The sequence below is a fragment of the Mycobacterium sp. NGS16 genome (genome assembly GCF_059813225.1).
In genome coordinates this window covers 974,948-994,222 of record NZ_JCALEE010000001.1, presented here as the reverse complement: position 1 = coordinate 994,222, position 19,275 = coordinate 974,948, and the positions used below count along the sequence as shown (strand labels likewise).

Annotated in this window: 20 protein-coding genes and 1 pseudogene; 20 read left to right on the top strand and 1 reads right to left on the bottom strand. The window is 67.9% G+C overall.

Annotation, left to right across the window (positions count from 1 at the left end):
* Positions 1–102: 102 nt before the first annotated feature.
* Positions 103–324 (bottom strand): annotated as a pseudogene (locus AC5Y4Q_RS04915) (TetR family transcriptional regulator); the annotation flags it as partial.
* A 115-nt stretch (positions 325–439) separates the two neighbouring features.
* Here AC5Y4Q_RS04915 and AC5Y4Q_RS04910 point away from each other — a divergent pair.
* The 20 genes from AC5Y4Q_RS04910 (at position 440) to nuoK (ending at position 19,263) form a co-directional block, all read left to right on the top strand.
* The gene (locus AC5Y4Q_RS04910) at positions 440–1,534 is read left to right on the top strand and encodes a homogentisate 1,2-dioxygenase (protein ID WP_499958205.1); all 1,095 of its coding nucleotides are present in this window, start codon (positions 440–442) and stop codon (positions 1,532–1,534) included.
* Positions 1,531–2,715 (top strand): alpha/beta hydrolase family protein, encoded by a 1,185-nt coding sequence (locus AC5Y4Q_RS04905; RefSeq protein WP_499958203.1) that lies wholly within the window; start codon positions 1,531–1,533, stop codon positions 2,713–2,715. The genes AC5Y4Q_RS04910 and AC5Y4Q_RS04905 overlap by 4 nt, the downstream gene beginning before the upstream one ends.
* Positions 2,712–3,923 carry a CaiB/BaiF CoA transferase family protein gene (locus tag AC5Y4Q_RS04900; RefSeq protein ID WP_499958201.1) on the top strand — a complete coding sequence of 404 codons (1,212 nt, stop codon included), beginning with the start codon at positions 2,712–2,714 and terminating at the stop codon, positions 3,921–3,923. The genes AC5Y4Q_RS04905 and AC5Y4Q_RS04900 overlap by 4 nt, the downstream gene beginning before the upstream one ends.
* Positions 3,920–4,819, top strand: a complete 900-nt coding sequence (locus AC5Y4Q_RS04895; protein ID WP_499958199.1) for a hydroxymethylglutaryl-CoA lyase — start codon at positions 3,920–3,922, stop codon at positions 4,817–4,819. Before AC5Y4Q_RS04900 ends, AC5Y4Q_RS04895 begins: the two co-directional genes overlap by 4 nt.
* 8 nt (positions 4,820–4,827) lie before the next feature.
* Positions 4,828–5,442, top strand: coding sequence for a TetR/AcrR family transcriptional regulator (locus AC5Y4Q_RS04890; RefSeq protein ID WP_499958197.1), 615 nt, complete (start codon positions 4,828–4,830; stop codon positions 5,440–5,442).
* Positions 5,443–5,462: 20 nt separating this feature from the next.
* Positions 5,463–6,704 carry an acyl-CoA dehydrogenase family protein gene (locus tag AC5Y4Q_RS04885; protein WP_064922238.1) on the top strand — a complete coding sequence of 414 codons (1,242 nt, stop codon included), beginning with the start codon at positions 5,463–5,465 and terminating at the stop codon, positions 6,702–6,704.
* A gap of 112 nt (positions 6,705–6,816) precedes the next feature.
* Positions 6,817–7,785: a phosphotransferase family protein gene (locus tag AC5Y4Q_RS04880; RefSeq protein ID WP_499958308.1), complete on the top strand. Its 969-nt coding sequence runs from the start codon at positions 6,817–6,819 to the stop codon at positions 7,783–7,785.
* Positions 7,782–8,117 (top strand): DUF6285 domain-containing protein, encoded by a 336-nt coding sequence (locus AC5Y4Q_RS04875; protein WP_499958194.1) that lies wholly within the window; start codon positions 7,782–7,784, stop codon positions 8,115–8,117. The genes AC5Y4Q_RS04880 and AC5Y4Q_RS04875 overlap by 4 nt, the downstream gene beginning before the upstream one ends.
* A gap of 87 nt (positions 8,118–8,204) precedes the next feature.
* Entirely contained in the window at positions 8,205–8,627 is a 423-nt protein-coding gene (locus AC5Y4Q_RS04870) for an Rv3143 family two-component system response regulator (protein ID WP_064922236.1), read from the top strand.
* 220 nt (positions 8,628–8,847) lie between these two features.
* On the top strand, positions 8,848–9,225 hold the full coding sequence (locus AC5Y4Q_RS04865; RefSeq protein WP_064922235.1) for an NADH-quinone oxidoreductase subunit A: 378 nt from the start codon (positions 8,848–8,850) through the stop codon (positions 9,223–9,225).
* A 22-nt stretch (positions 9,226–9,247) separates the two neighbouring features.
* Positions 9,248–9,802: a NuoB/complex I 20 kDa subunit family protein gene (locus tag AC5Y4Q_RS04860; protein ID WP_064922234.1), complete on the top strand. Its 555-nt coding sequence runs from the start codon at positions 9,248–9,250 to the stop codon at positions 9,800–9,802.
* Positions 9,799–10,500, top strand: coding sequence for an NADH-quinone oxidoreductase subunit C (locus AC5Y4Q_RS04855; protein ID WP_125225443.1), 702 nt, complete (start codon positions 9,799–9,801; stop codon positions 10,498–10,500). Before AC5Y4Q_RS04860 ends, AC5Y4Q_RS04855 begins: the two co-directional genes overlap by 4 nt.
* Positions 10,500–11,804 (top strand): NADH dehydrogenase (quinone) subunit D, encoded by a 1,305-nt coding sequence (nuoD, locus tag AC5Y4Q_RS04850; RefSeq protein ID WP_125225444.1) that lies wholly within the window; start codon positions 10,500–10,502, stop codon positions 11,802–11,804. Before AC5Y4Q_RS04855 ends, nuoD begins: the two co-directional genes overlap by 1 nt.
* Positions 11,805–11,848: 44 nt before the next feature.
* Entirely contained in the window at positions 11,849–12,628 is a 780-nt protein-coding gene (gene nuoE, locus AC5Y4Q_RS04845; RefSeq protein ID WP_499958306.1) for an NADH-quinone oxidoreductase subunit NuoE, read from the top strand.
* The gene (nuoF, locus tag AC5Y4Q_RS04840; RefSeq protein WP_064922231.1) at positions 12,625–13,962 is read left to right on the top strand and encodes an NADH-quinone oxidoreductase subunit NuoF; all 1,338 of its coding nucleotides are present in this window, start codon (positions 12,625–12,627) and stop codon (positions 13,960–13,962) included. The genes nuoE and nuoF overlap by 4 nt, the downstream gene beginning before the upstream one ends.
* Entirely contained in the window at positions 13,959–16,370 is a 2,412-nt protein-coding gene (locus AC5Y4Q_RS04835) for an NADH-quinone oxidoreductase subunit G (RefSeq protein WP_499958190.1), read from the top strand. The genes nuoF and AC5Y4Q_RS04835 overlap by 4 nt, the downstream gene beginning before the upstream one ends.
* Positions 16,367–17,596 carry an NADH-quinone oxidoreductase subunit NuoH gene (gene nuoH / locus AC5Y4Q_RS04830; protein WP_064922229.1) on the top strand — a complete coding sequence of 410 codons (1,230 nt, stop codon included), beginning with the start codon at positions 16,367–16,369 and terminating at the stop codon, positions 17,594–17,596. Before AC5Y4Q_RS04835 ends, nuoH begins: the two co-directional genes overlap by 4 nt.
* Positions 17,583–18,158, top strand: a complete 576-nt coding sequence (nuoI, locus tag AC5Y4Q_RS04825) for an NADH-quinone oxidoreductase subunit NuoI (RefSeq protein WP_499958188.1) — start codon at positions 17,583–17,585, stop codon at positions 18,156–18,158. Before nuoH ends, nuoI begins: the two co-directional genes overlap by 14 nt.
* Positions 18,158–18,967: an NADH-quinone oxidoreductase subunit J gene (locus AC5Y4Q_RS04820; protein ID WP_064922227.1), complete on the top strand. Its 810-nt coding sequence runs from the start codon at positions 18,158–18,160 to the stop codon at positions 18,965–18,967. Before nuoI ends, AC5Y4Q_RS04820 begins: the two co-directional genes overlap by 1 nt.
* Positions 18,964–19,263: an NADH-quinone oxidoreductase subunit NuoK gene (gene nuoK, locus AC5Y4Q_RS04815; RefSeq protein ID WP_064922226.1), complete on the top strand. Its 300-nt coding sequence runs from the start codon at positions 18,964–18,966 to the stop codon at positions 19,261–19,263. Before AC5Y4Q_RS04820 ends, nuoK begins: the two co-directional genes overlap by 4 nt.
* The last annotated feature ends 12 nt before the right edge of the window (positions 19,264–19,275 follow it).

The window sequence follows — 19,275 nt, the reverse complement described above, 5'->3', positions numbered from 1 at the left end:
AACGCCCCCGGTTCCTTTGGGATTCGGGGGCGTTCTACGGCGAGATCCTTCGATGTTGCGCCGTCACGGCCGCAATGTTCGCCGGCCCAGTACTGGAAAGCCTCACCCGCCGCTGCCACCGTCTGTCCGGGCGACTGCCCTTCGACGGCAGTCAATTGCGTGAAGGGCCCGGCCACGTCCGCACGATTGGCGCCGCACGACGTCCAGCACGAGCTGTTGCTCGCCCTCCGGAAAGTGCGACGAGAAAGCGCCCTGCGTGACACCCGCTCGCTGGCAGATCTCGCCGATCCCGGTCCCGGCAACACCGCGACGCCCGAAGGCCCCGGTTGCCGCGGCGACCGCTGTGGTCGCGCAGACCCTTGCCGCTGACGGAAACGAAAAGTAAAGTCACTTTTAGTTCTGCGCCATGTCTGCTGCACGTTCTCCCCGGGGGCCGCCGATGGAATCCTTCGTTCACCTGCGCAAAGGCACCACACCGCGCCGTCTGCACGCCGACCTCGACGGGCTCAAGGACGACGAGCTGGGCCGCGGGGGCTTCACCGGCCGCACCGCCAACATGTACCGGCGCCACGACCCGACCGCCTACCGCGCCGAGGGCCCGCTGCGGCCCATCGATGTACTGGCCGCGCACCTGGAACCCAGCGACGCCACCGATGCCGCCGGCGGCCCACTGCTGCTGTTCAGTAACGCCGACTGCCGCATCTCGCTGTCCCGGCGCTCCGCCGAGATGCCGTTTCATGTCCGCTACGTCGACGGTGACCTGCTGTGCTTCGTGCACGCCGGTGCCGGGCGGCTGGAAACGGAATTCGGTCCGCTGGACTACCGCGAGGGCGACTGGGTGTATCTGCCCAAGGCGGCCACCTGGCGGCAGTTGCCCGCCGCCGAAACGACACTGCTACTCATTGAGGCCACCGACGAATTCCGGGTGCCGCCACCCGGACCGCTGGGCCGGCACTTCCCCTTCGACCCATCGCAGGCGGTAATCCCGGAACCGGCTCCCATCGACGACGACGGACGAGAGGAGTACGAGGTCAGGCTGATCCACGACGGTGGGCCGACAACGCTGTACTACCAACATAATCCGATCGATGTCGAAGGTTGGCGCGGCGACAATTTCGCCTTCACCTTCAACATCGCCGACTACAACGTCATCACCTCCGACAGCGTGCACCTGCCCCCGACGGTGCACCTGTTCATGCAGGCCACCGGCGTGTACGTGATGAACTTTCTGCCCAAGCCCGCCGAAGGAGCGCCCGGCACCGAGCGCACCCCGTGGTATCACCGCAACGTCGACTACGACGAGATCGCGTTCTTCCACGGCGGATCGCTCTACGGGATTCCGATGCCGCCGGGGCTGATCAGTCACGCACCGCAAGGCGTGCACCACGGCGCCCCGGAGAAAGCCCGTGAACGAGCCCGGCGCAAGTTCGACGACTACCAGCGCGTGGACTGGCAGGTGGTCGCCATCGACACCCGCCGCCGGCTCACCCCGTCACCGGAAGTTCTCGCCCACGACCTAGGACAGCACGCATGACCGCCAAGCACGACTACGACCGTATCCCCTATCTCATTGCCTACCAGAACAATTCCGGTGTTCGCGATGTCTATGGCGGCGTCGCCGAGCTGGTGGTGCTGGAAAGCTATCTGCTGCGGCCCAAGGATGCGCCGAGCGACACGGTGCTGATCTTCATGCACCCGATCGGCGGCGGAGCCTACCTGCCGATGGTCAACGCACTGGCCCGCGCCGGTCACCACGTCATCTACTGCAACAGCCGATTCCGCGGCACCGACTCCGCCCTGCTGATGGAGAAGGTGGTCGAAGACCTCGGGCAATGCATCTCCGACGCCAAGAATCGGCTCGGCTATTCGAAGGTGGTGCTGGCCGGCTGGAGCGGGGGTGGTTCGCTGTCGCTGTTCTACCAGCAGCAGGCACAGCATCCGACGGTGACGGCCAGCCCGTCCGGCGACGGCCCCGACCTGACCAAACTCGGGCTGATCCCCGCCGACGGCATCATGCTGCTCGCGGCGCACATCAGCCGGCACGGCACGATGACCGAATGGTTGGACGCCTCGATCCTCGACGAGTCCGATCCGACCAAGCGCGACCCGGAGCTGGACCTCTACAACCCGGACAACCCCAACCAGCCGCCGTACACCGAAGAGTTCCTGGACCGCTACCGCGCCGCCCAGATCGACCGCAACCGCCGAATCACCGCCTGGGTCAAGACGAAGCTGGCCGAGCTCAAGGCCGCCGGGCGCCCCGACGACGAGTTCGCGTTCGTGGTGCACGGCACCATGGCCGACCCGCGTTGGCTGGACCCCACCGTCGACCCCAACGACCGCACCCCGGGCAGCTGCTATCTGGGGGATCCGCAGGTGGTGAACATGAGCCCGGTCGGCCTCGCGCGGTTCTGCACGCTGCGCAGCTGGCTCTCGCAATGGAGCTATGACGACGCCCACGGTGACGGGCTGGACTGCGGCAACGACATCGCGGTTCCCGCCCTGGTGATCGGCAACATGGCCGATGACGCCTGTACCCCCAGCCACACCCGCCGGCTCTTCGAGGCGCTCGGGCATCCTGACAAGGAGATCCATGAAATCCCTGGCGCCAACCACTATTACGCCGGCCCGGATCAGCGTGGTGCGCTGCGGGAGGCCGTGGGCATCGTCACCGATTGGCTGGATCGACACGACTTCGTAGGCTCGTCGGTATGACTCCAACTCCCGTCGGTGCGCTGGACGGCATCCGCGTCATCGAGCTCGGCACGCTGATCTCCGGGCCGTTCGCCGGGCGCCTGCTCGGCGACATGGGCGCCGAGGTCATCAAAATCGAGCTGCCCGGCAGACCCGATCCGCTGCGCACCTGGGGCCAGGCCGAGGTCGACGGCCACCACTTCTTCTGGACTGTGCACGCCCGTAACAAAAAGGCCGTCACGCTGGACCTGCGCACCGACCGCGGGCGCGAGCTGTTTTTGGAGCTGATCGAGAACGCCGACATCGTCGTGGAGAATTTCCGCCCCGGCACGCTGGAACGCTGGGGTCTGGGCTTCGACGTGCTGCGGCAACGCAACAACGGCATCATCTTGGTGCGGGTCTCCGGCTACGGACAGACCGGGCCGGACGCCCACAAGGCGGGGTACGCCTCGGTCGCCGAGGCGGCCAGCGGGCTGCGGCACATGAACGGCTTCCCGGGTGGACCACCACCACGGCTGGCGCTCTCCCTCGGCGACAGCCTGGCCGGCATGTTCGCCGCGCAGGGCGCGCTGGCCGCGCTGTACCGGCGCACCGTCACCGGCGAGGGCCAGGTCGTCGACGTCGCGCTGACCGAATCCTGCTTGGCCATCCAGGAATCCACTATCCCGGACTACGACGTCGGCGGCGTGATACGCGGGCCCTCGGGAACCCGGCTGGAAGGCATCGCCCCGTCGAATATCTACCAGGCCGGCGACGGCAGCTGGGTGGTGATCGCCGCCAACCAGGACAGTGTGTTCGCCCGGCTGTGTCAGGCCATGGGCTCCCCCGGGCTGGCGACCGACCCGCGGTTCGCCGACCACGTTGCGCGCGGGCGCAACCAGGACGAGCTGGACGCCATCATCGGCGAATGGGCCGTGCAGCGAAAGCCCGACGACATCATCGCCACGCTCAACGACGCCGGTGTGATCGCCGGACCGATCAACACCGTCGCCGAAGTGGTCGGTGATCCGCAGCTGCGGGCCCGCGGCATGCTCGTCGAGCACTGGGACGAAGGCGCCGAACGCGCCGTGTTGGGCCCCGGGATCATCCCGATGCTCTCGGACACCCCGGGCGCGATCCGCAACGCCGGGTCGGCCCGGCCGGGCCAACACAACTCCGAGGTCTACGCCGGGCTGCTCGGCAAGACCGAAGCCGAACTGGACGAGCTTCGCGCCGAGGGGGTGCTGTGATTCCCGGCCAGGTCTCGATCCGCGAGGTGGCGTTGCGCGACGGGCTGCAGATCGAACAACCGATCCCGTTGCGCGCCAAGCTCGAACTGCTGGACGCGATCGCCGCCACCGGCGTGCGCGAAGTCGAGGTGACCTCGTTCGTCTCCCCCACCAAGGTTCCCGCGCTGGCCGACGCCGCCGAACTCGCCGCCGAACTGTGGCGCTACCCCGCCCTGGAATTCTCCGCGCTGGTCGCCAGCCCCGGTGGCGCCGCCCGGGCAGTGGCCGCGGGCCTGACCTCGATCGAATACGTGGTGTGCGCCTCGGATTCGTTCAGCTCTGCCAACGTCGGACGGCCGACCGCGGAGGCCGTTGCCGCGATCCCCGATATCGCCGGGATCGCCCATGACGCCGGCGGGTCCGTCGAGGTCATCATCGCCACCGCATGGGACTGCCCGTTCGACGGTCCAACACCGCCCGGCCGCGTCACCGATATCGCTGGATCGGCGAGCGCGTTCGGGGTGGACCGGCTGGCGATCGCCGACACCATCGGCACCACCACGCCGGCGCGGGTCACCGACCTGATCGCGGCCGTGCGCCCGATCATCGGGGACTTGCCGCTGGGGGCGCACTTCCACAACACCCGCGGCGCCGGGCTGGCCTGCGCCTATGCCGCGGTCGGCTGCGGCGTGACCCGCCTGGACGCCTCCGCGGGCGGCCTGGGAGGGTGCCCGTTCGCGCCCGGCGCCACCGGCAACATTGCCACCGAGGATCTCGTCTACCTGCTCGGCGACTGCGGTATCGACACCGGCATCGACCTGCAGGCCGCCATCGCCGCCGCCGGCGTGGCCAGTTCGGTCGTCGGACACCGACTGCCCAGTGCGCTGCTGGCCGCCGGTGACCGGAAACGGCACTGAACGTCCCGATGTCCAACCAGCGTGAGCTCAGCTCAAAAGGCCGCCAAACCCGGCAGGCGATCGAGCAGGCCGCTCGGGAACTGTTCGCCGAACGCGGCTTTCACGGCACCACGCTGGCCGATATCACGTCGGCGGCCGGCAAGTCCCCGGCCGTGCTGTACCGGTATTTCCAGGACAAAGAAGACCTGCTTGCCGCGCTGGCCGAGTCGTTTCTGTCCGACGTGGTCGAACCCTCCAGGCTGAAAATGCGACTGCCGCACTCCCCGCAGGACACCGAGTTCTTCACGTCGGTGGTCAGCGGTTACTGGAGCATGTTCAAACAGAACATCGGCGTCATGATCGCCGTCGCGCAGCTCGCGGCCACCAACCAGCGATTCGCCGCCCTGCAAAACGAATTCCGCCGGTTCGGCATGGAGATCGTCGCCGCCTCGGTTCGGCGCGCCCAGCAGCAGGGCCACGGCCTCGACCTCGATCCCGACCACATCGCGGCGGCGATCGCGCTGCTGTTCGAGAACTTCACCGTCGTCTTCGTCGGCCCGTCCGGACCGGGCTGGCGAATCAGCGATCATGACGCCGTCGCGACGTTGTCGACGATCTGGAGGAAGACCCTGTACGGCTGCTGACCACCGACAAAGGATGTGCCATGGATTTCACACTGCCCGAACATCTTCCGGCGCTACTGGCCGAGATGGACGACTTCATCGAGCGCGAGATCGCCCCGCTGCAGGCCGAGAACATGCAGTACTTCGACCACCGCCGGGAGTTCGCCCGCACCGACGTCAGCAACGGCGGTGTCCCGAACCGGGACTGGGAGGAGTTGCTCGCCGAGATGCGCCGGCGAGCCGACGCGGCGGGCTGGCTGCGCTACGGGCTGCCGTCGTCGCTGGGTGGTCGCGACGGAACCAACCTCGACATGGCGGTGATCCGGGAACATCTGGCACACAAGGGACTCGGCCTGCACAACGACCTCCAGGACGAGTCGTCGATCGTCGGGAACTTCCCGCAGGTGATCATGATGGAGCGGTTCGGCACCGACGAGCAGCGCCGGGTGTGGTCGCAAGCCCTCATCACCGGTGAGCGGTCAATGGCGTTCGGCCTCACCGAACCGGCGCACGGCTCGGATGCGACCTGGATGGAAACCCGCGCCGAACCCGCCGACGGTGGCTGGGTGATCAACGGCGCCAAGCGGTTCAACACCGGGGTACATCGAGCCACCCACGACTTGGTCTTCGCGCGCACGTCCGGTGACCCCGGCTCGGCGCGCGGCATCACCGCGTTCCTGGTGCCCACCGACACACCGGGCTTCAATGTGCCGTTCTACTGGTGGACGTTCAATATGCCCACCGATCACGGCGAGGTCGAGCTCACCGACGTCCGGGTACCCGACGACGCAATACTCGGCGAGGTGGACCACGGCCTGGAGGTGGCCCAGACCTTCCTGCACGAGAACCGGATCCGCCAAGCGGCCTCCAGCCTGGGTGCCGCGCAGTACTGCATCGACCGGGCCGCCGAATATGCCACCCAACGGGTGGTCTTCGGCAAGCCGCTGTCGGTCAACCAGGCCGTGCAGTGGCCGTTGGCCGAGCTGGCCACCGAGGCCCAGATGGTGCGACTGCTGGTGTACTACGCGGCCTGGCATCTGGACCGCGACCATCACCTGGAGGTCTCCGACAAGGTGTCGATGGCCAACTACCGCGCCAACCGGCTGGTGTGCGACGCCGCCGACCAGGCCATCCAGACCTTCGGCGGGATCGGCTACACCCGCCACGAGCCGTTCGAGCACATCTACCGGCACCACCGCCGCTACCGGATCACCGAGGGCGCCGAGGAGATCCAGATCCGCCGGGTCGCGCAGCGACTGTTCGGATTCGACCGCCGGCGATGAGCCGTCGCTCCTGCCCAGGGTGCGGTTTGGTACGCGACACCCGGCGTGTCGCGTACCAAACAGCACACTCCACGCATGAGGCGAACAGGAGGCAGTGGTGAAGACCGAGCAACTGTCGGCCCGGCTGGCCCGGGTGCTGGCGCCGGTGCTGGGTCCGGTCGCCGTCGAGGGCCTGCGGGCCCTGACCGGCGGCGCCAGCAGGACAACCTGGGCATTTGACGCCGTCGTGAAGACCGGGGAAGCAGCGGGGCCTCGCGCCTTGATCCTGCGCACCGGGCCGCCCGATGAGCTGCATGCCAGCATGGAGTTGGAAGCGCACGCACAGCGCGCCGCCCGCGACGCCGGCGCCCCGGTACCGACCGTCCTGATCGCCGACAATTCTGCTGAGGCACTGGGAAATCCATTCCTGATCTGCGATGCGATCCCGGGCGAAACGGTGGTGCGGCGCATCGATCGCCGGCTCGACGACACCGGACGCGAGGTCCTGCTGCACCAATGCGCGCAGGCCCTGGCCGCCATCCACCGGGCCGACCCGGCAGGCATCGCGCTCAGCGCTGACGACCAGCTCACCGCCTGCCGCCTCCAGCTGGACGCGATGCACGACACCACCGCAACCTTCGAGTGGGCGTTTCGCTGGCTGGCCGCCCACCGCCCCCCGGCGGTGCGGCCGCAGCTGGTGCATGGCGACTTCCGGATGGGCAACCTGATCGTCGACGACACCGGGCTGGCGGCCGTGCTGGACTGGGAGCTGGTGCACCTCGGCGACGGCTGCGAGGACCTGGCCTGGTTCTGCCTGCGGGCGTGGCGGTTCGGTGCGCCGGCCGACCGCGCCGCCGGCGGACTCGGGGCGATCGAGGCGTTGCTGGCCGCCTACGAGGGGGCCGCCGGTACGGTGGTCGACCGCCGGCGGTTCGAGTGGTGGCTACTGCTGGGCACCCTGCGGTGGGGAATCATCTGCCGGTACCAGGCCGAGCGGCATCTGAGCGGGCAGGCGCGCTCGGTGGAGCTGGCGACCATCGGCCGGCGGGTCAGCGAGACGGAGTGGGATCTGCTGCGCCTGCTCGACGGGGTCTGGCCGTGACCGCCGGGGGCCGTCGGCCCACCGCCGCCGAGCTCGTCGCCGCGGTCGCCGAGTTCCTCGACACCGATATCCGCGCTGCCACCGAAGGCCAGGTCAACTTCCACGCCCGGGTGGCCGCCAACGCGCTGCGCATCGTCGAACGGGAGTTACGCGACGCCGCGAGTGGCGCCGCGGCCCAGGCGCTGGCCGGATTGGGTTTCGCCGACGAAGCAGCGCTGGCCGCCGCCATCCGGGCCGGTGAGTTCGACGACCGGCCCGATGCGCTCACCGATTGCCTGTATGCCCTGGTGCGGCACCGGCTGGCGATCGACCACCCCGGATACGACCGCTGAGGGTTAGAGTCACTGCGCGACAGTCACTTCGACGGTCGTCCGCCAAAGCTGCTCTGTGGGCGCCACCCGGGCAGTAGCATCTGCACCGTGTCTGACTCCACGTCTTCCACGTCTGCCCTCCAGGCGCTGCGGATCCTGGTCTACAGTGACGACGCCGCGACCCGCGCCCGGGTCATGACCGCGTTGGGCACGCACCTGCACCCGGATCTGCCGGAGCTGAGTTATGTCGAGGTCGCGACGGAACCGGTGGTGATCCGGCAGATGGACGCCGGCGGAATCGACCTCGCCATCCTGGACGGGGAGGCCACTCCGGCCGGCGGGATGGGCATCTGCAAACAGCTCAAGGACGAGATCACGCCCTGCCCGCCGATCGTGGTCCTGACCGGCCGCGCCGACGACGTCTGGCTGGCGAAATGGTCGCATGCCGACGCCGCGCTGGCACACCCGCTGGACCCCATGGCCCTGAGCCGCGCGGTGCTGGGTCTGCTGCGCACGCCGACACCCAGTTAGCGCGGCGGCCCCAGCTTCACCTCTCCTCCGTCGAGCCTCGCTGAACCGCCGGGTTAGGGCGCCCTCAGAAGCGAATTACGCTGTGGCCGTTGACCGCTGCAGCGCGTGACGCCGGTCACAGTTGCCGTCAATTTCGGATTCTTCCCGACCTCCCGGTTGACGCGGGCTAGGCTGTGCCTGAACTCACATCGACGCCCGGAAGGGAACTACGTCACTGAGCATGAACCTGTATATGCCGATCCTGGTGCTCGCCGCGCTCGCCGCCGGTTTCGCGGTATTTTCCGTGGTCATAGCCTCGCTGGTCGGCCCCTCGCGCTATAACCGGTCGAAGCTGGAAGCCTACGAGTGCGGTATCGAACCCACCGACCAGCCGGTGAGCGGGCCGCACGCCCCGCCCGGTCAGCGGTTCCCGGTGAAGTATTACCTGACCGCGATGCTGTTCATCGTTTTCGACATCGAAATCGTTTTCCTCTACCCCTGGGCGGTCGCCTTCGACGGCCTCGGGGTGTTCGCCCTCATCGAAATGGTGCTGTTCGCCGCCGTCGTCTTCGTCGCCTACGCCTACGTCTGGCGGCGCGGCGGCCTGAACTGGGATTGAGTGGAGTAGGCGGGCCTAAACAATGGGATTAGAAGAACAGCTGCCGAGTGGTCTCCTGCTGTCCACCGTGGAGAACCTCGCCGGGTATTTCCGCAAAGGCTCGCTGTGGCCGGCGACCTTCGGGCTGGCCTGTTGCGCGATCGAGATGATGTCGTCGATGGCGCCGGATTACGACATCTCCCGGTTCGGGATGGAGGTGTTCCGGGCGTCGCCGCGCCAGGCCGACCTGATGATCGTGGCGGGTCGGGTCAGCCAGAAGATGGCGCCGGTGCTGCGGCAGATCTACGACCAGATGGTCGAGCCCAAGTGGGTGCTGTCGATGGGCGTGTGCGCGTCGTCGGGCGGGATGTTCAACAACTACGCCATCGTGCAGGGGGTCGATCATGTCGTTCCCGTTGACATTTATCTGCCCGGCTGCCCGCCCCGGCCGGAGATGCTGATGTACGCAATCCTCAAGCTGCACGAGAAGATTCGCGAGATGCCGTTGGGCGCCAACCGGGAGCAGGTGATCACCGCGACCGAAGAGGCGGCCCTGTCGGCCCCGTCCACCTGGCAGATGAGGGGGTTGCTGCGGTGAGTCAGGGCACTGTCGACGGTGGCGACCGGGGCGACTCCGACGACGTGATCAGGGTCCGCCGCGGCCTGTTCGGCGCGACGGGCTCCGGCGACACCTCCGGCTACGGACGCCTGGTGACCGAGGCCGCGCTGCCCGGTGAAACTCCACGGCCCTACGGCGGATACTTCGACGAACTCGTGGACACCCTCACCGCGGCGCTGCAACGCGCAGGCATCGAATTCGCCGACGCCGTAGAGAAAGTGGTGGTCTACCGCGGCGAGCTCACCCTGTATGTCCACCGGGCGCAGCTGCCCGCGGTCGCCCAGCTGCTGCGCGACGAACCGGCCCTGCGCTTCGAGCTGAGCCTGGGGGTCTCCGGCGTGCACTACCCCGCCGACACCGACCGCGAGCTGCACGCGGTCTACCCACTGCGGTCCATCACCCATGGCCGCCGGCTCCGGCTGGAAGTCGCTGCGCCGGATGCGGATCCGCATATTCCTTCGCTGTACGGGATCTATCCCACGACTGATTGGCACGAGCGGGAGACCTACGACTTCTTCGGGATCATCTTCGACGGGCACCCCTCGCTGACCCGGATCGAGATGCCCGACGACTGGCACGGCCACCCGCAGCGCAAGGACTACCCGTTGGGCGGTATCCCGGTCGAATACAAGGGCGCGCAGATACCGCCGCCAGACCAGCGGAGGGCCTACAAGTAATGAGCACTGAGACGCCTCGCACCGTCCTGAACGTCGGCGGGCAGGAATGGGACCAGGTGGTCGAAGCGGCCAAGGCCGCCGACCCCGGCGAACGCATCGTCGTCAACATGGGGCCCCAGCACCCGTCGACCCACGGCGTACTGCGGCTGATTCTCGAACTCGACGGCGAGACGGTGACCGAAGCCCGTTGCGGCATCGGCTATCTGCACACCGGCATCGAGAAGAACCTGGAGGCCCGCTATTGGACACAGGGCGTCACGTTCGTGACTCGAATGGACTACCTGTCGCCGTTCTTCAACGAGGTCGCCTACTGCCTCGGCGTGGAGAAGCTGCTCGGTATCACCGATGAGATCCCCGAACGCGCCAGCGTCATCCGGGTCTTGATGATGGAACTCAACCGGATCTCCTCGCACCTGGTCGCGTTGGCCACCGGCGGCATGGAACTCGGCGCGCTGTCGGTGATGCTGTTCGGCTTCCGGGAACGCGAGCTGGTGCTCGACATCTTCGAGGCGATCACCGGTCTGCGGATGAACCACCAATACATCCGTCCCGGCGGCGTATCGGTGGATCTGCCCAACGAGGTGATCCCCCAGATCCGCGACTTCCTCGACCTGATGCCCAAGCGGCTCAAGGACATCGAAGACCTGCTCACCGAGAACTACATCTGGAAGGCCCGCACCAAGGGCGTGGGCTACCTGGATCTGACCGGATGCATGGCGCTGGGCATCACCGGTCCCGTCCTGCGGTCCACCGGCCTGCCCTATGACGTCCGCCGGGAAGAACCGTATTGCGGCTACCAGGACTACGAATTCGATGTGATCACCGATGACGGCTGTGATGCCTACGGCCGCTACCTGATCCGCATCGCGGAGATCAAGGAGTCACTGAAAATCGTCGAACAATGTCTGGATAAGTTGCGGCCCGGCCCGGTCATGATCGAGGACCGCAAGATCGCCTGGCCGGGTGACCTGACGGTGGGCCCGGATGGGCAGGGCAACTCCAAGGAACATATCGGCTGGATCATGGGTCACTCGATGGAGGGGCTGATCCACCATTTCAAGCGGGTCACCGAGGACCTGTGGGTGCCGCCGGGCCAGGTGTTCGTCTCGGTCGAGTCGCCCCGCGGCGAGCTCGGGGTGCACATGGTCTCAGACGGCGGCACCCGGCCCTACCGGGTGCACTACCGGGACCCGTCGTTCACCAACCTGCAGGCCGTCGCCGCCATGAGCGAGGGCGGGCTGATCGCCGACGTGATCGCCGCGGTCGCCAGCATCGACCCCGTCATGGGCGGGGTGGACCGGTGAGCCAGACGAACGGTCAGAACAACAAAACGGGGCGCGGCCGGCTGATGCCGGCAACCGCCGGAACCGACGGCAAGCGGGTCTTCCTGCAGTTGGGCCGGCCACCGGAGGAACCCAATCAGTTCAACCATCCCGATGCGCCGCACGCCTACTCCGACGAGGTGCGGGCCCGGCTGGAAGCCGACGCCAAGGAGATCATCGCCCGCTACCCGCAGCCGCGGTCGGCGATCCTGCCGCTGCTGCATCTGGTGCAGGCCGAGGACTCCTACGTCACCCCGGCCGGCCTGGCGTTCGTCGCCGACACGCTCGGCATGACCGGCGCCGACGTTGCCGGGGTGGCGTCCTTCTACTCGATGTACCGGCGTGACCCGACCGGCAAATACCTGGTCGGCGTCTGCACCAACACCCTGTGCGCGGTGATGGGCGGCGACGCCATCTACGCATGCCTCAAGCAACACCTGGGCGTCGACAATGACCAGACCACCTCCGACGGGGCGATCACCCTGCAGCACATCGAGTGCAACGCCGCGTGCGACTACGCGCCGGTGGTGATGGTCAACTGGGAGTTCTTCGACAACCAGACCCCGGAATCGGCGCGCGACCTCGTCGACGGGCTGCGAGACGGCCAGCAAGTGCGACCCACCCGTGGGATGCCGTTGTGCAGCTTCGCCGAGACCGAACGGATTCTCGCCGGGTTCCCCGACGAACGCGCCGATGACGGCCAGGGCGGTGCGGGCGCGGCGACCCTGGCCGGCCTGCAGATCGCCCGCGACCACGGGATGACCCCGCCGGAGCCCGGCACCAGCGGCAGTGGGGGCGGCCAATGACACTTGCCGGGGGCACACCGCTGACGCCGGTGTTGAGCAGTTACTGGGACGAACCCGAGTCGTGGACGCTTGCGACCTACCGCCGCCACGACGGCTACGCCGGCATGCGCAAGGCGTTGGCGATGACGCCCGATGAGGTCATCGACCTGGTCAAGGACTCCGGGCTGCGGGGCCGGGGCGGCGCCGGGTTCTCCACCGGAACCAAGTGGTCGTTCGTCCCGCAAGGCGACCAAGGCGCCGCGGCCAAGCCGCATTACCTGCTGGTCAACGCCGACGAGTCCGAACCCGGCACCTGCAAGGACATGCCGCTGCTCATGGCCACGCCGCACGTGCTCATCGAGGGGATGATCATCTGCTGCTACGCGATCCGGGCGCACCAGGCCTTCATCTACGTGCGCGGCGAGGTGGTGCCGGTGGTGCGGCGGTTGCAGACTGCGGTCGCCGAGGCCTACGCGGCCGGGCTGCTGGGCACCGACATCGACGGCAGCGGCTTCGACCTGGACATCACGGTGCACGCCGGGGCGGGCGCCTACATCTGCGGCGAGGAGACCGCGCTGATCGATTCGTTGGAAGGCTACCGGGGCCAGCCGCGACTGCGGCCGCCGTTCCCGGCGGTGGCCGGGCTCTACGCCTCGCCCACCGTGGTCAACAACGTCGAATCCATCGCCAGCGTGCCATCGATCCTGCGCAACGGGGTGGAGTGGTTCCGGTCGATGGGCACCGAGAAGTCCCGTGGCTTCACCCTGTACTCGCTGTCCGGGCACGTGAACCGGCCCGGACAATACGAGGCCCCGCTGGGCATCACGCTGCGCGAACTGCTCGGTTACGCCGGCGGGATCCGCGACGGGCACCGGTTGAAGTTCTGGACGCCGGGCGGGTCGTCGACCCCGCTGCTGACCGAAGAACACCTCGACATCCCGCTGGACTACGAGGGTATGGCGTCGGCCGGGTCGATGTTGGGCACCAAGGCATTACAGATCTTCGATGAAACCACCTGCGTGGTGCGCGCAGCCCAGCGGTGGTCGGAGTTCTACAAACACGAGTCTTGCGGCAAGTGCACACCGTGTCGCGAGGGAACCTATTGGCTGGTCCCGATCTACGAACGACTCGAGACCGGCCGCGGCACCCCCGAAGACCTCGACACCTTGCTCGACATCGCCGACGTGCTGTTCGGAAAATCCTTCTGCGCCTTGGGCGATGGTGCGGCGATGCCGGTGAAGTCGTCGATCGAGTACTTCCGCGACGAATACATCGCCCATCTTGACGGGGGCTGCCCGTTCGACCCGAAAGCGAGCATGTTCGTGCCCAACGGAACTCACGGCGGTGTGGCGTGACTCAACCCTCTCAGGCCAATGGCCAGGAGTCGGTGACGGTGACCATCGACGACCGGCAGATCACAGTTCCCAAGGGCACCTTGATTATTCGGGCCGCCGAGCAGCTCGGCATCGAGATCCCGCGGTTCTGCGACCACCCGCTGCTGGACCCGGTCGCCTGGTGCCGGCAGTGCATGGTCGAGGTGGAGGGCCAGCGCAAGCCGCAGCCCTCCTGCGCGGTCGCCGCCGCCGACGGCATGGTGGTCCGTACCCAGCACACCTCCGCCGAAGCCGATCGGGCTCAGCACCTGGTGATGGAACTGCTGCTGATCAACCACCCGCTGGACTGCCCGACCTGCGACAAGGGCGGTGAATGCCCGCTGCAGAACCAGGCGATGACCCACGGCCGCACCGAGACCCGCTTCGAAGAGGCCAAGCGGACCTACCCCAAGCCGATCAACATCTCCTCCCAGGTACTGCTGGACCGAGAACGCTGCATCCTGTGCGCGCGCTGCACCCGGTTCTCCGACGAGATCGCCGGCGACAAGTTCATCGAGATGATGGACCGCGGCGCCCTGCAGCAGGTCGGCATCTATGCCGAGACGCCGTTTGACTCCTACTTCTCCGGCAACACCGTGCAGATCTGCCCGGTGGGAGCGCTCACCGGCGCCTCCTACCGGTTCCGGGCGCGCCCGTTCGACCTGGTGTCCACGCCCAGCGTCTGCGAACACTGCGCGTCCGGCTGCGCTCAGCGCACCGACCACCGCCGCGGCAAGGTGATGCGCCGGATGGCCGGCGACGACCCGGACGTCAACGAGGAATGGAACTGCGACAAGGGGCGGTGGGCGTTCACCTACGCCACCCAGCCCGACCGGATCAGCACACCGCTGGTGCGCGACGACGCGGGGAACCTGGTCCCCACCTCGTGGCCACATGCGCTGGCGGTCGCGGCGAACGGCCTGGCCGCCGCACGCGGACGCACCGGGGTGCTGGTCGGTGGGCGGGTGACCGCCGAAGACGCCTACGGCTACGCCAAGTTCACCCGCGTGGCGCTGCGCAGCGACGACATCGACTTCCGGGCCCGCACCCAGTCGGCAGAGGAAGCCGCGTTCCTGGCCGCCCGGGTGGCCGGACGCGGCATCGAGACCAGCTACGCCGACCTGGAAGCCGCCCCGGTGGTGCTGCTGGTCGGCTTGGAGCCCGAGGAAGAGTCCCCGATCGTCTTCCTGCGGCTGCGCAAAGCCGCCCGCAAGAAGCACACCAAGGTGTTCGCCGTCGCACCATTTGCCGACCGCGCGCTGACCAAGATGTTCGGCACCGTACTGCCTACCGTTCCCGGCGACGAAGCCGCTGCGCTGGACGGCATCGGCGCAGGCTCCGAGCACGCCGAGCTCAACGAGCTGCTGCGCCAACCCGGCGCGGTGATCCTGGTCGGCGAGCGGTTGGCGGGCTCCCCCGGCGCACTGACCGCCGCGGTTCGGCTGGCCGAGGCGACCGGCGCACGGCTGGCCTGGGTGCCGCGTCGTGCCGGAGAGCGCGGCGCACTGGATTGCGGCGCCCTCGCCGGCCTGCTGCCCGGCGGGCGTCCGCTGAGCGACACGTCCGCGCGGGCCGAGGTCGCCCGGGCCTGGGGGCTGGCCGCGCCCGACGACCTACCGTCGCAGGCCGGGCGTGACACCGACGCCATCCTGACGGCCGCCGCCGACGGAACATTGGGGGCACTGCTGGTCGGTGGAGTCGACCCGGCCGACCTGGCCGACCCGGCTGCGGCGCTGGCCGCCCTCGACGCAGTCGGCTTCCTGGTCAGCCTCGAATTGCGACACAGCGAGGTCACCGAACGCGCCGACGTGGTGCTGCCGGTTGCGGCGGCGGTGGAGAAGTCCGGCACCTATCTCAACTGGGAGGGCCGGCCCCGCCGGTTCGGTGTCGCTCTCGGTGAGCGCGGCACCCTGTCGGATCTGCGGGTACTCGACGCGCTCGCCGAGGAGATGGGTGTCGTGCTGGGGCTTTCGAGCGTGGCGGCAGCGCGCGATGAGCTGACCCGCTTCGGCGCCTGGGATGGCGAGCGGGTGTCCGGCCCCGACGCGGCGCCGGGCCGTCCGGGGCAGCCGGACTCCGGAGAAGCCGTGCTGGCCGGCTGGCGCATGCTGCTGGACAACGGAGCACTGCAGGCCGGCGAGCCGAACCTGGCCGGCACCGCCCGCAAGCCGGTGGCGCGACTGTCGGCACTGACCGCCGCCGAGATCGGTGTTGCGGCGGGCGATCCGGTCACGGTCAGCACCGAACGCGGACACATCAGCCTGCCGCTGGTCATCACCGAGATGCCGGACCGAGTGGTGTGGTTGCCGATGAACTCTGCTGACTCAGCGGTGCACCGCACCCTCGGGGTCGGCCCCGGTGCGGTGGTACGGATTGGACACAGACCATGAGCGATCCCTGGTGGCTGATGTTGGCCAAGGTGCTGGGCGTCTTCGGATTCCTGGTGTTGACGGTGCTGTTTGCGATCGTCATCGAACGAAAGGTGCTGGGGCGCATGCAGATGCGGCCCGGGCCCAACCGGGTCGGGCCGAAGGGCTGGCTGCAGAGCCTCGCCGACGGCATCAAGCTGGCCCTCAAGGAGGACATCACCCCCGTCGGCGTCGACCGGGCGATCTACCTGATGGCCCCAGTCATCTCGACAGTGCCGGCGATCACCGCGTTCGCGGTGATTCCGTTCGGCCCGGAGGTCAGCATCTTCGGTCATCGCACCGCCTTGCAGCTGGCCGACCTGCCGATCGCGGTGCTGTTCATCCTGGCCATGTCGTCGATCGGGGTGTACGGGATCATCCTGGCCGGCTGGTCGTCCGGGTCGGCCTACCCGCTGCTGGGCGGCATCCGCTCGACCGCCCAGGTGATCTCCTACGAGGTCGCGATGGGGCTCGCGTTCGCCTCGGTGTTCCTCTACGCCGGCACGATGTCCACCTCGGGCATCGTGGCCGCCCAGGACCGGATGTGGTTCGCGTTCCTGCTGCTGCCGTCGTTCATGGTCTACCTGACCGCGATGGTCGGTGAGACCAACCGGGCGCCGTTCGATCTGCCCGAAGCCGAGGGCGAGCTCGTCGGGGGCTTCCACACCGAGTACTCGTCGTTGAAGTTCGCGCTGTTCTTCCTGGCCGAATACATCAACGTCACAACGGTTTCGGCGTTGGCCGTCACGTTGTTCTTCGGTGGCTGGCATGCACCGTTCCCGCTCAACCTGTGGGCGGGCGCCAACTCCGGCTGGTGGCCGCTGCTGTGGTTCACCGCCAAGGTGTGGGGTTTCATCTTCATCTACATCTGGCTGCGTGCCACCCTGCCCCGGCTGCGCTACGACCAGTTCATGGCGCTGGGCTGGAAGATTCTGATCCCGGTGGCGCTGGTCTGGGTATTGGTCGCCGCGGTGATGCGCAGCCTGCGCAATGACGGCTACCAGCACTGGCAAGGCGTGTTGATAGCCGTCAGCACGCTCACCACGCTGCTGGTGCTGGCGGCACTACATCGCCGCTTCAGCGCGCTGAACGCCCGGCGCGACGCGCCCCCGCCGATCGTCGCACTGACCTCGCCCGGGGGGTCATTCCCGACACCGCCGCTGCCGCAGCGCAATTCACCGCGGGTCAAGGAGGATGTCAATGGCTAAGCTCAAAGACGCTCTGGCCGGCTTCGGCGTCACCTGGAAGACGATGTTCAAACGGCCGATCAACGACGGCTACCCGGAGCACAAGAAGCCGACCGCGCCGCGCTACCACGGCCGCCACCAGCTCAACCGGCACCCGGACGGGCTGGAGAAGTGCATCGGCTGCGAACTGTGCGCGTGGGCCTGTCCGGCCGACGCCATCTATGTGGAAGCCGCCGACAACACCGACGACGAACGCTTCTCCCCCGGCGAACGCTACGGCCGCGTCTACCAGATCAACTACCTGCGCTGTATCGGCTGCGGACTGTGCATCGAGGCCTGCCCCACCCGCGCGCTGACCATGACCAACAACTACGAGATGGCCGCCGACAACCGCGCCGACCTGATCCTGGAACGCCACCAGCTGCTGGCACCGCTGGAGCCCGGGATGACCGCACCGCCGCACCCGATGCCGGCCGGCGCCACCGACAAGGACTACTACCTGGGCCGGGTCGGCCCCGACGGACTCGACGAGAACCCCGACCTGTTCGTCATGCTGGATCGCAAGAAGCAGGGTAAGGCCTGATGGGCGCCACACTGCTTGCCGCCGACATCGTCGTGGCCACCTCCACCGGGGAGGCGGTGACGTTCTGGGCGCTGGGCGCTTTGGCACTGATCGGTGCGGTCGGGGTCGTCACCGCCGCCAAGGCCGTGTATTCGGCACTGTTCCTGGCGATGACAATGCTCGCCTTGGCCGTCTTCTATTTCGTTCAGGACGCGATGTTCCTCGGGGTGGTGCAGATCGTCGTCTACACCGGCGCGGTGATGATGCTGTTCCTGTTCGTGATGATGCTGATCGGGGTCGACTCCGCCGAATCACTGGTGGAGACCCTGCGCGGCCAACGGATCGCTTCGACGCTCGCCGGTATCGGCTTCGGGGTGCTGCTGATCGCCGGGATCGGCGGCGCCACCATGCATCTGCGCCGGATCGGCACGCCCACCGCGGCGACCGGCGGCTCGACGGAGGTGGGCCAGAGCAACGTCGAGGGGCTGGCGGCGCTGATCTTCACCCGTTACCTGTGGGCGTTCGAGCTCACCAGTGCGCTGCTGATCACCGCGGTGGTCGCGGCCATGGTGCTGACCCATCGGGAGCGACTGCAACCGCGGATGACGCAGCGGGAGCTGTCCATCCGTCGTTTCCAGACGGGCCAGCGCGCGACGCCGCTGCCGACCCCGGGCGTCTACGCCCGTCACAACGCCGTCGACATCGCCGCACGGTTGCCCGACGGGTCCTATTCGGAGCTGTCGGTGTCGGACACCTTGCAGCACCGCTGGGTCGGCGCCACCGGCAACGCCGCGCATGCGACCGGCAACGGGGAGGAGTCGGGCCAGTGAATCCGGAGAACTACCTGTACCTGGCGGCCATGCTGTTCACCCTGGGCGCCACCGGAGTGATGTTGCGGCGCAACGCCTTGGTGATGTTCATGTGCGTCGAGCTGATGCTCAACGCCGCCAACCTGGCGTTCGTCACCTTCGCCCGGCTGCACTCGGCACTCGACGGCCAGATGGTGGCGTTCTTCACGATGGTGGTCGCCGCCTGCGAGGTGGTGATCGGCCTGGCCATCATCATGACGATCTTCCGGGCCCGGCGATCGGTGTCGGTCGACGACGCGAACCTACTGCGCGGCTAGGAGTTGGGGAGC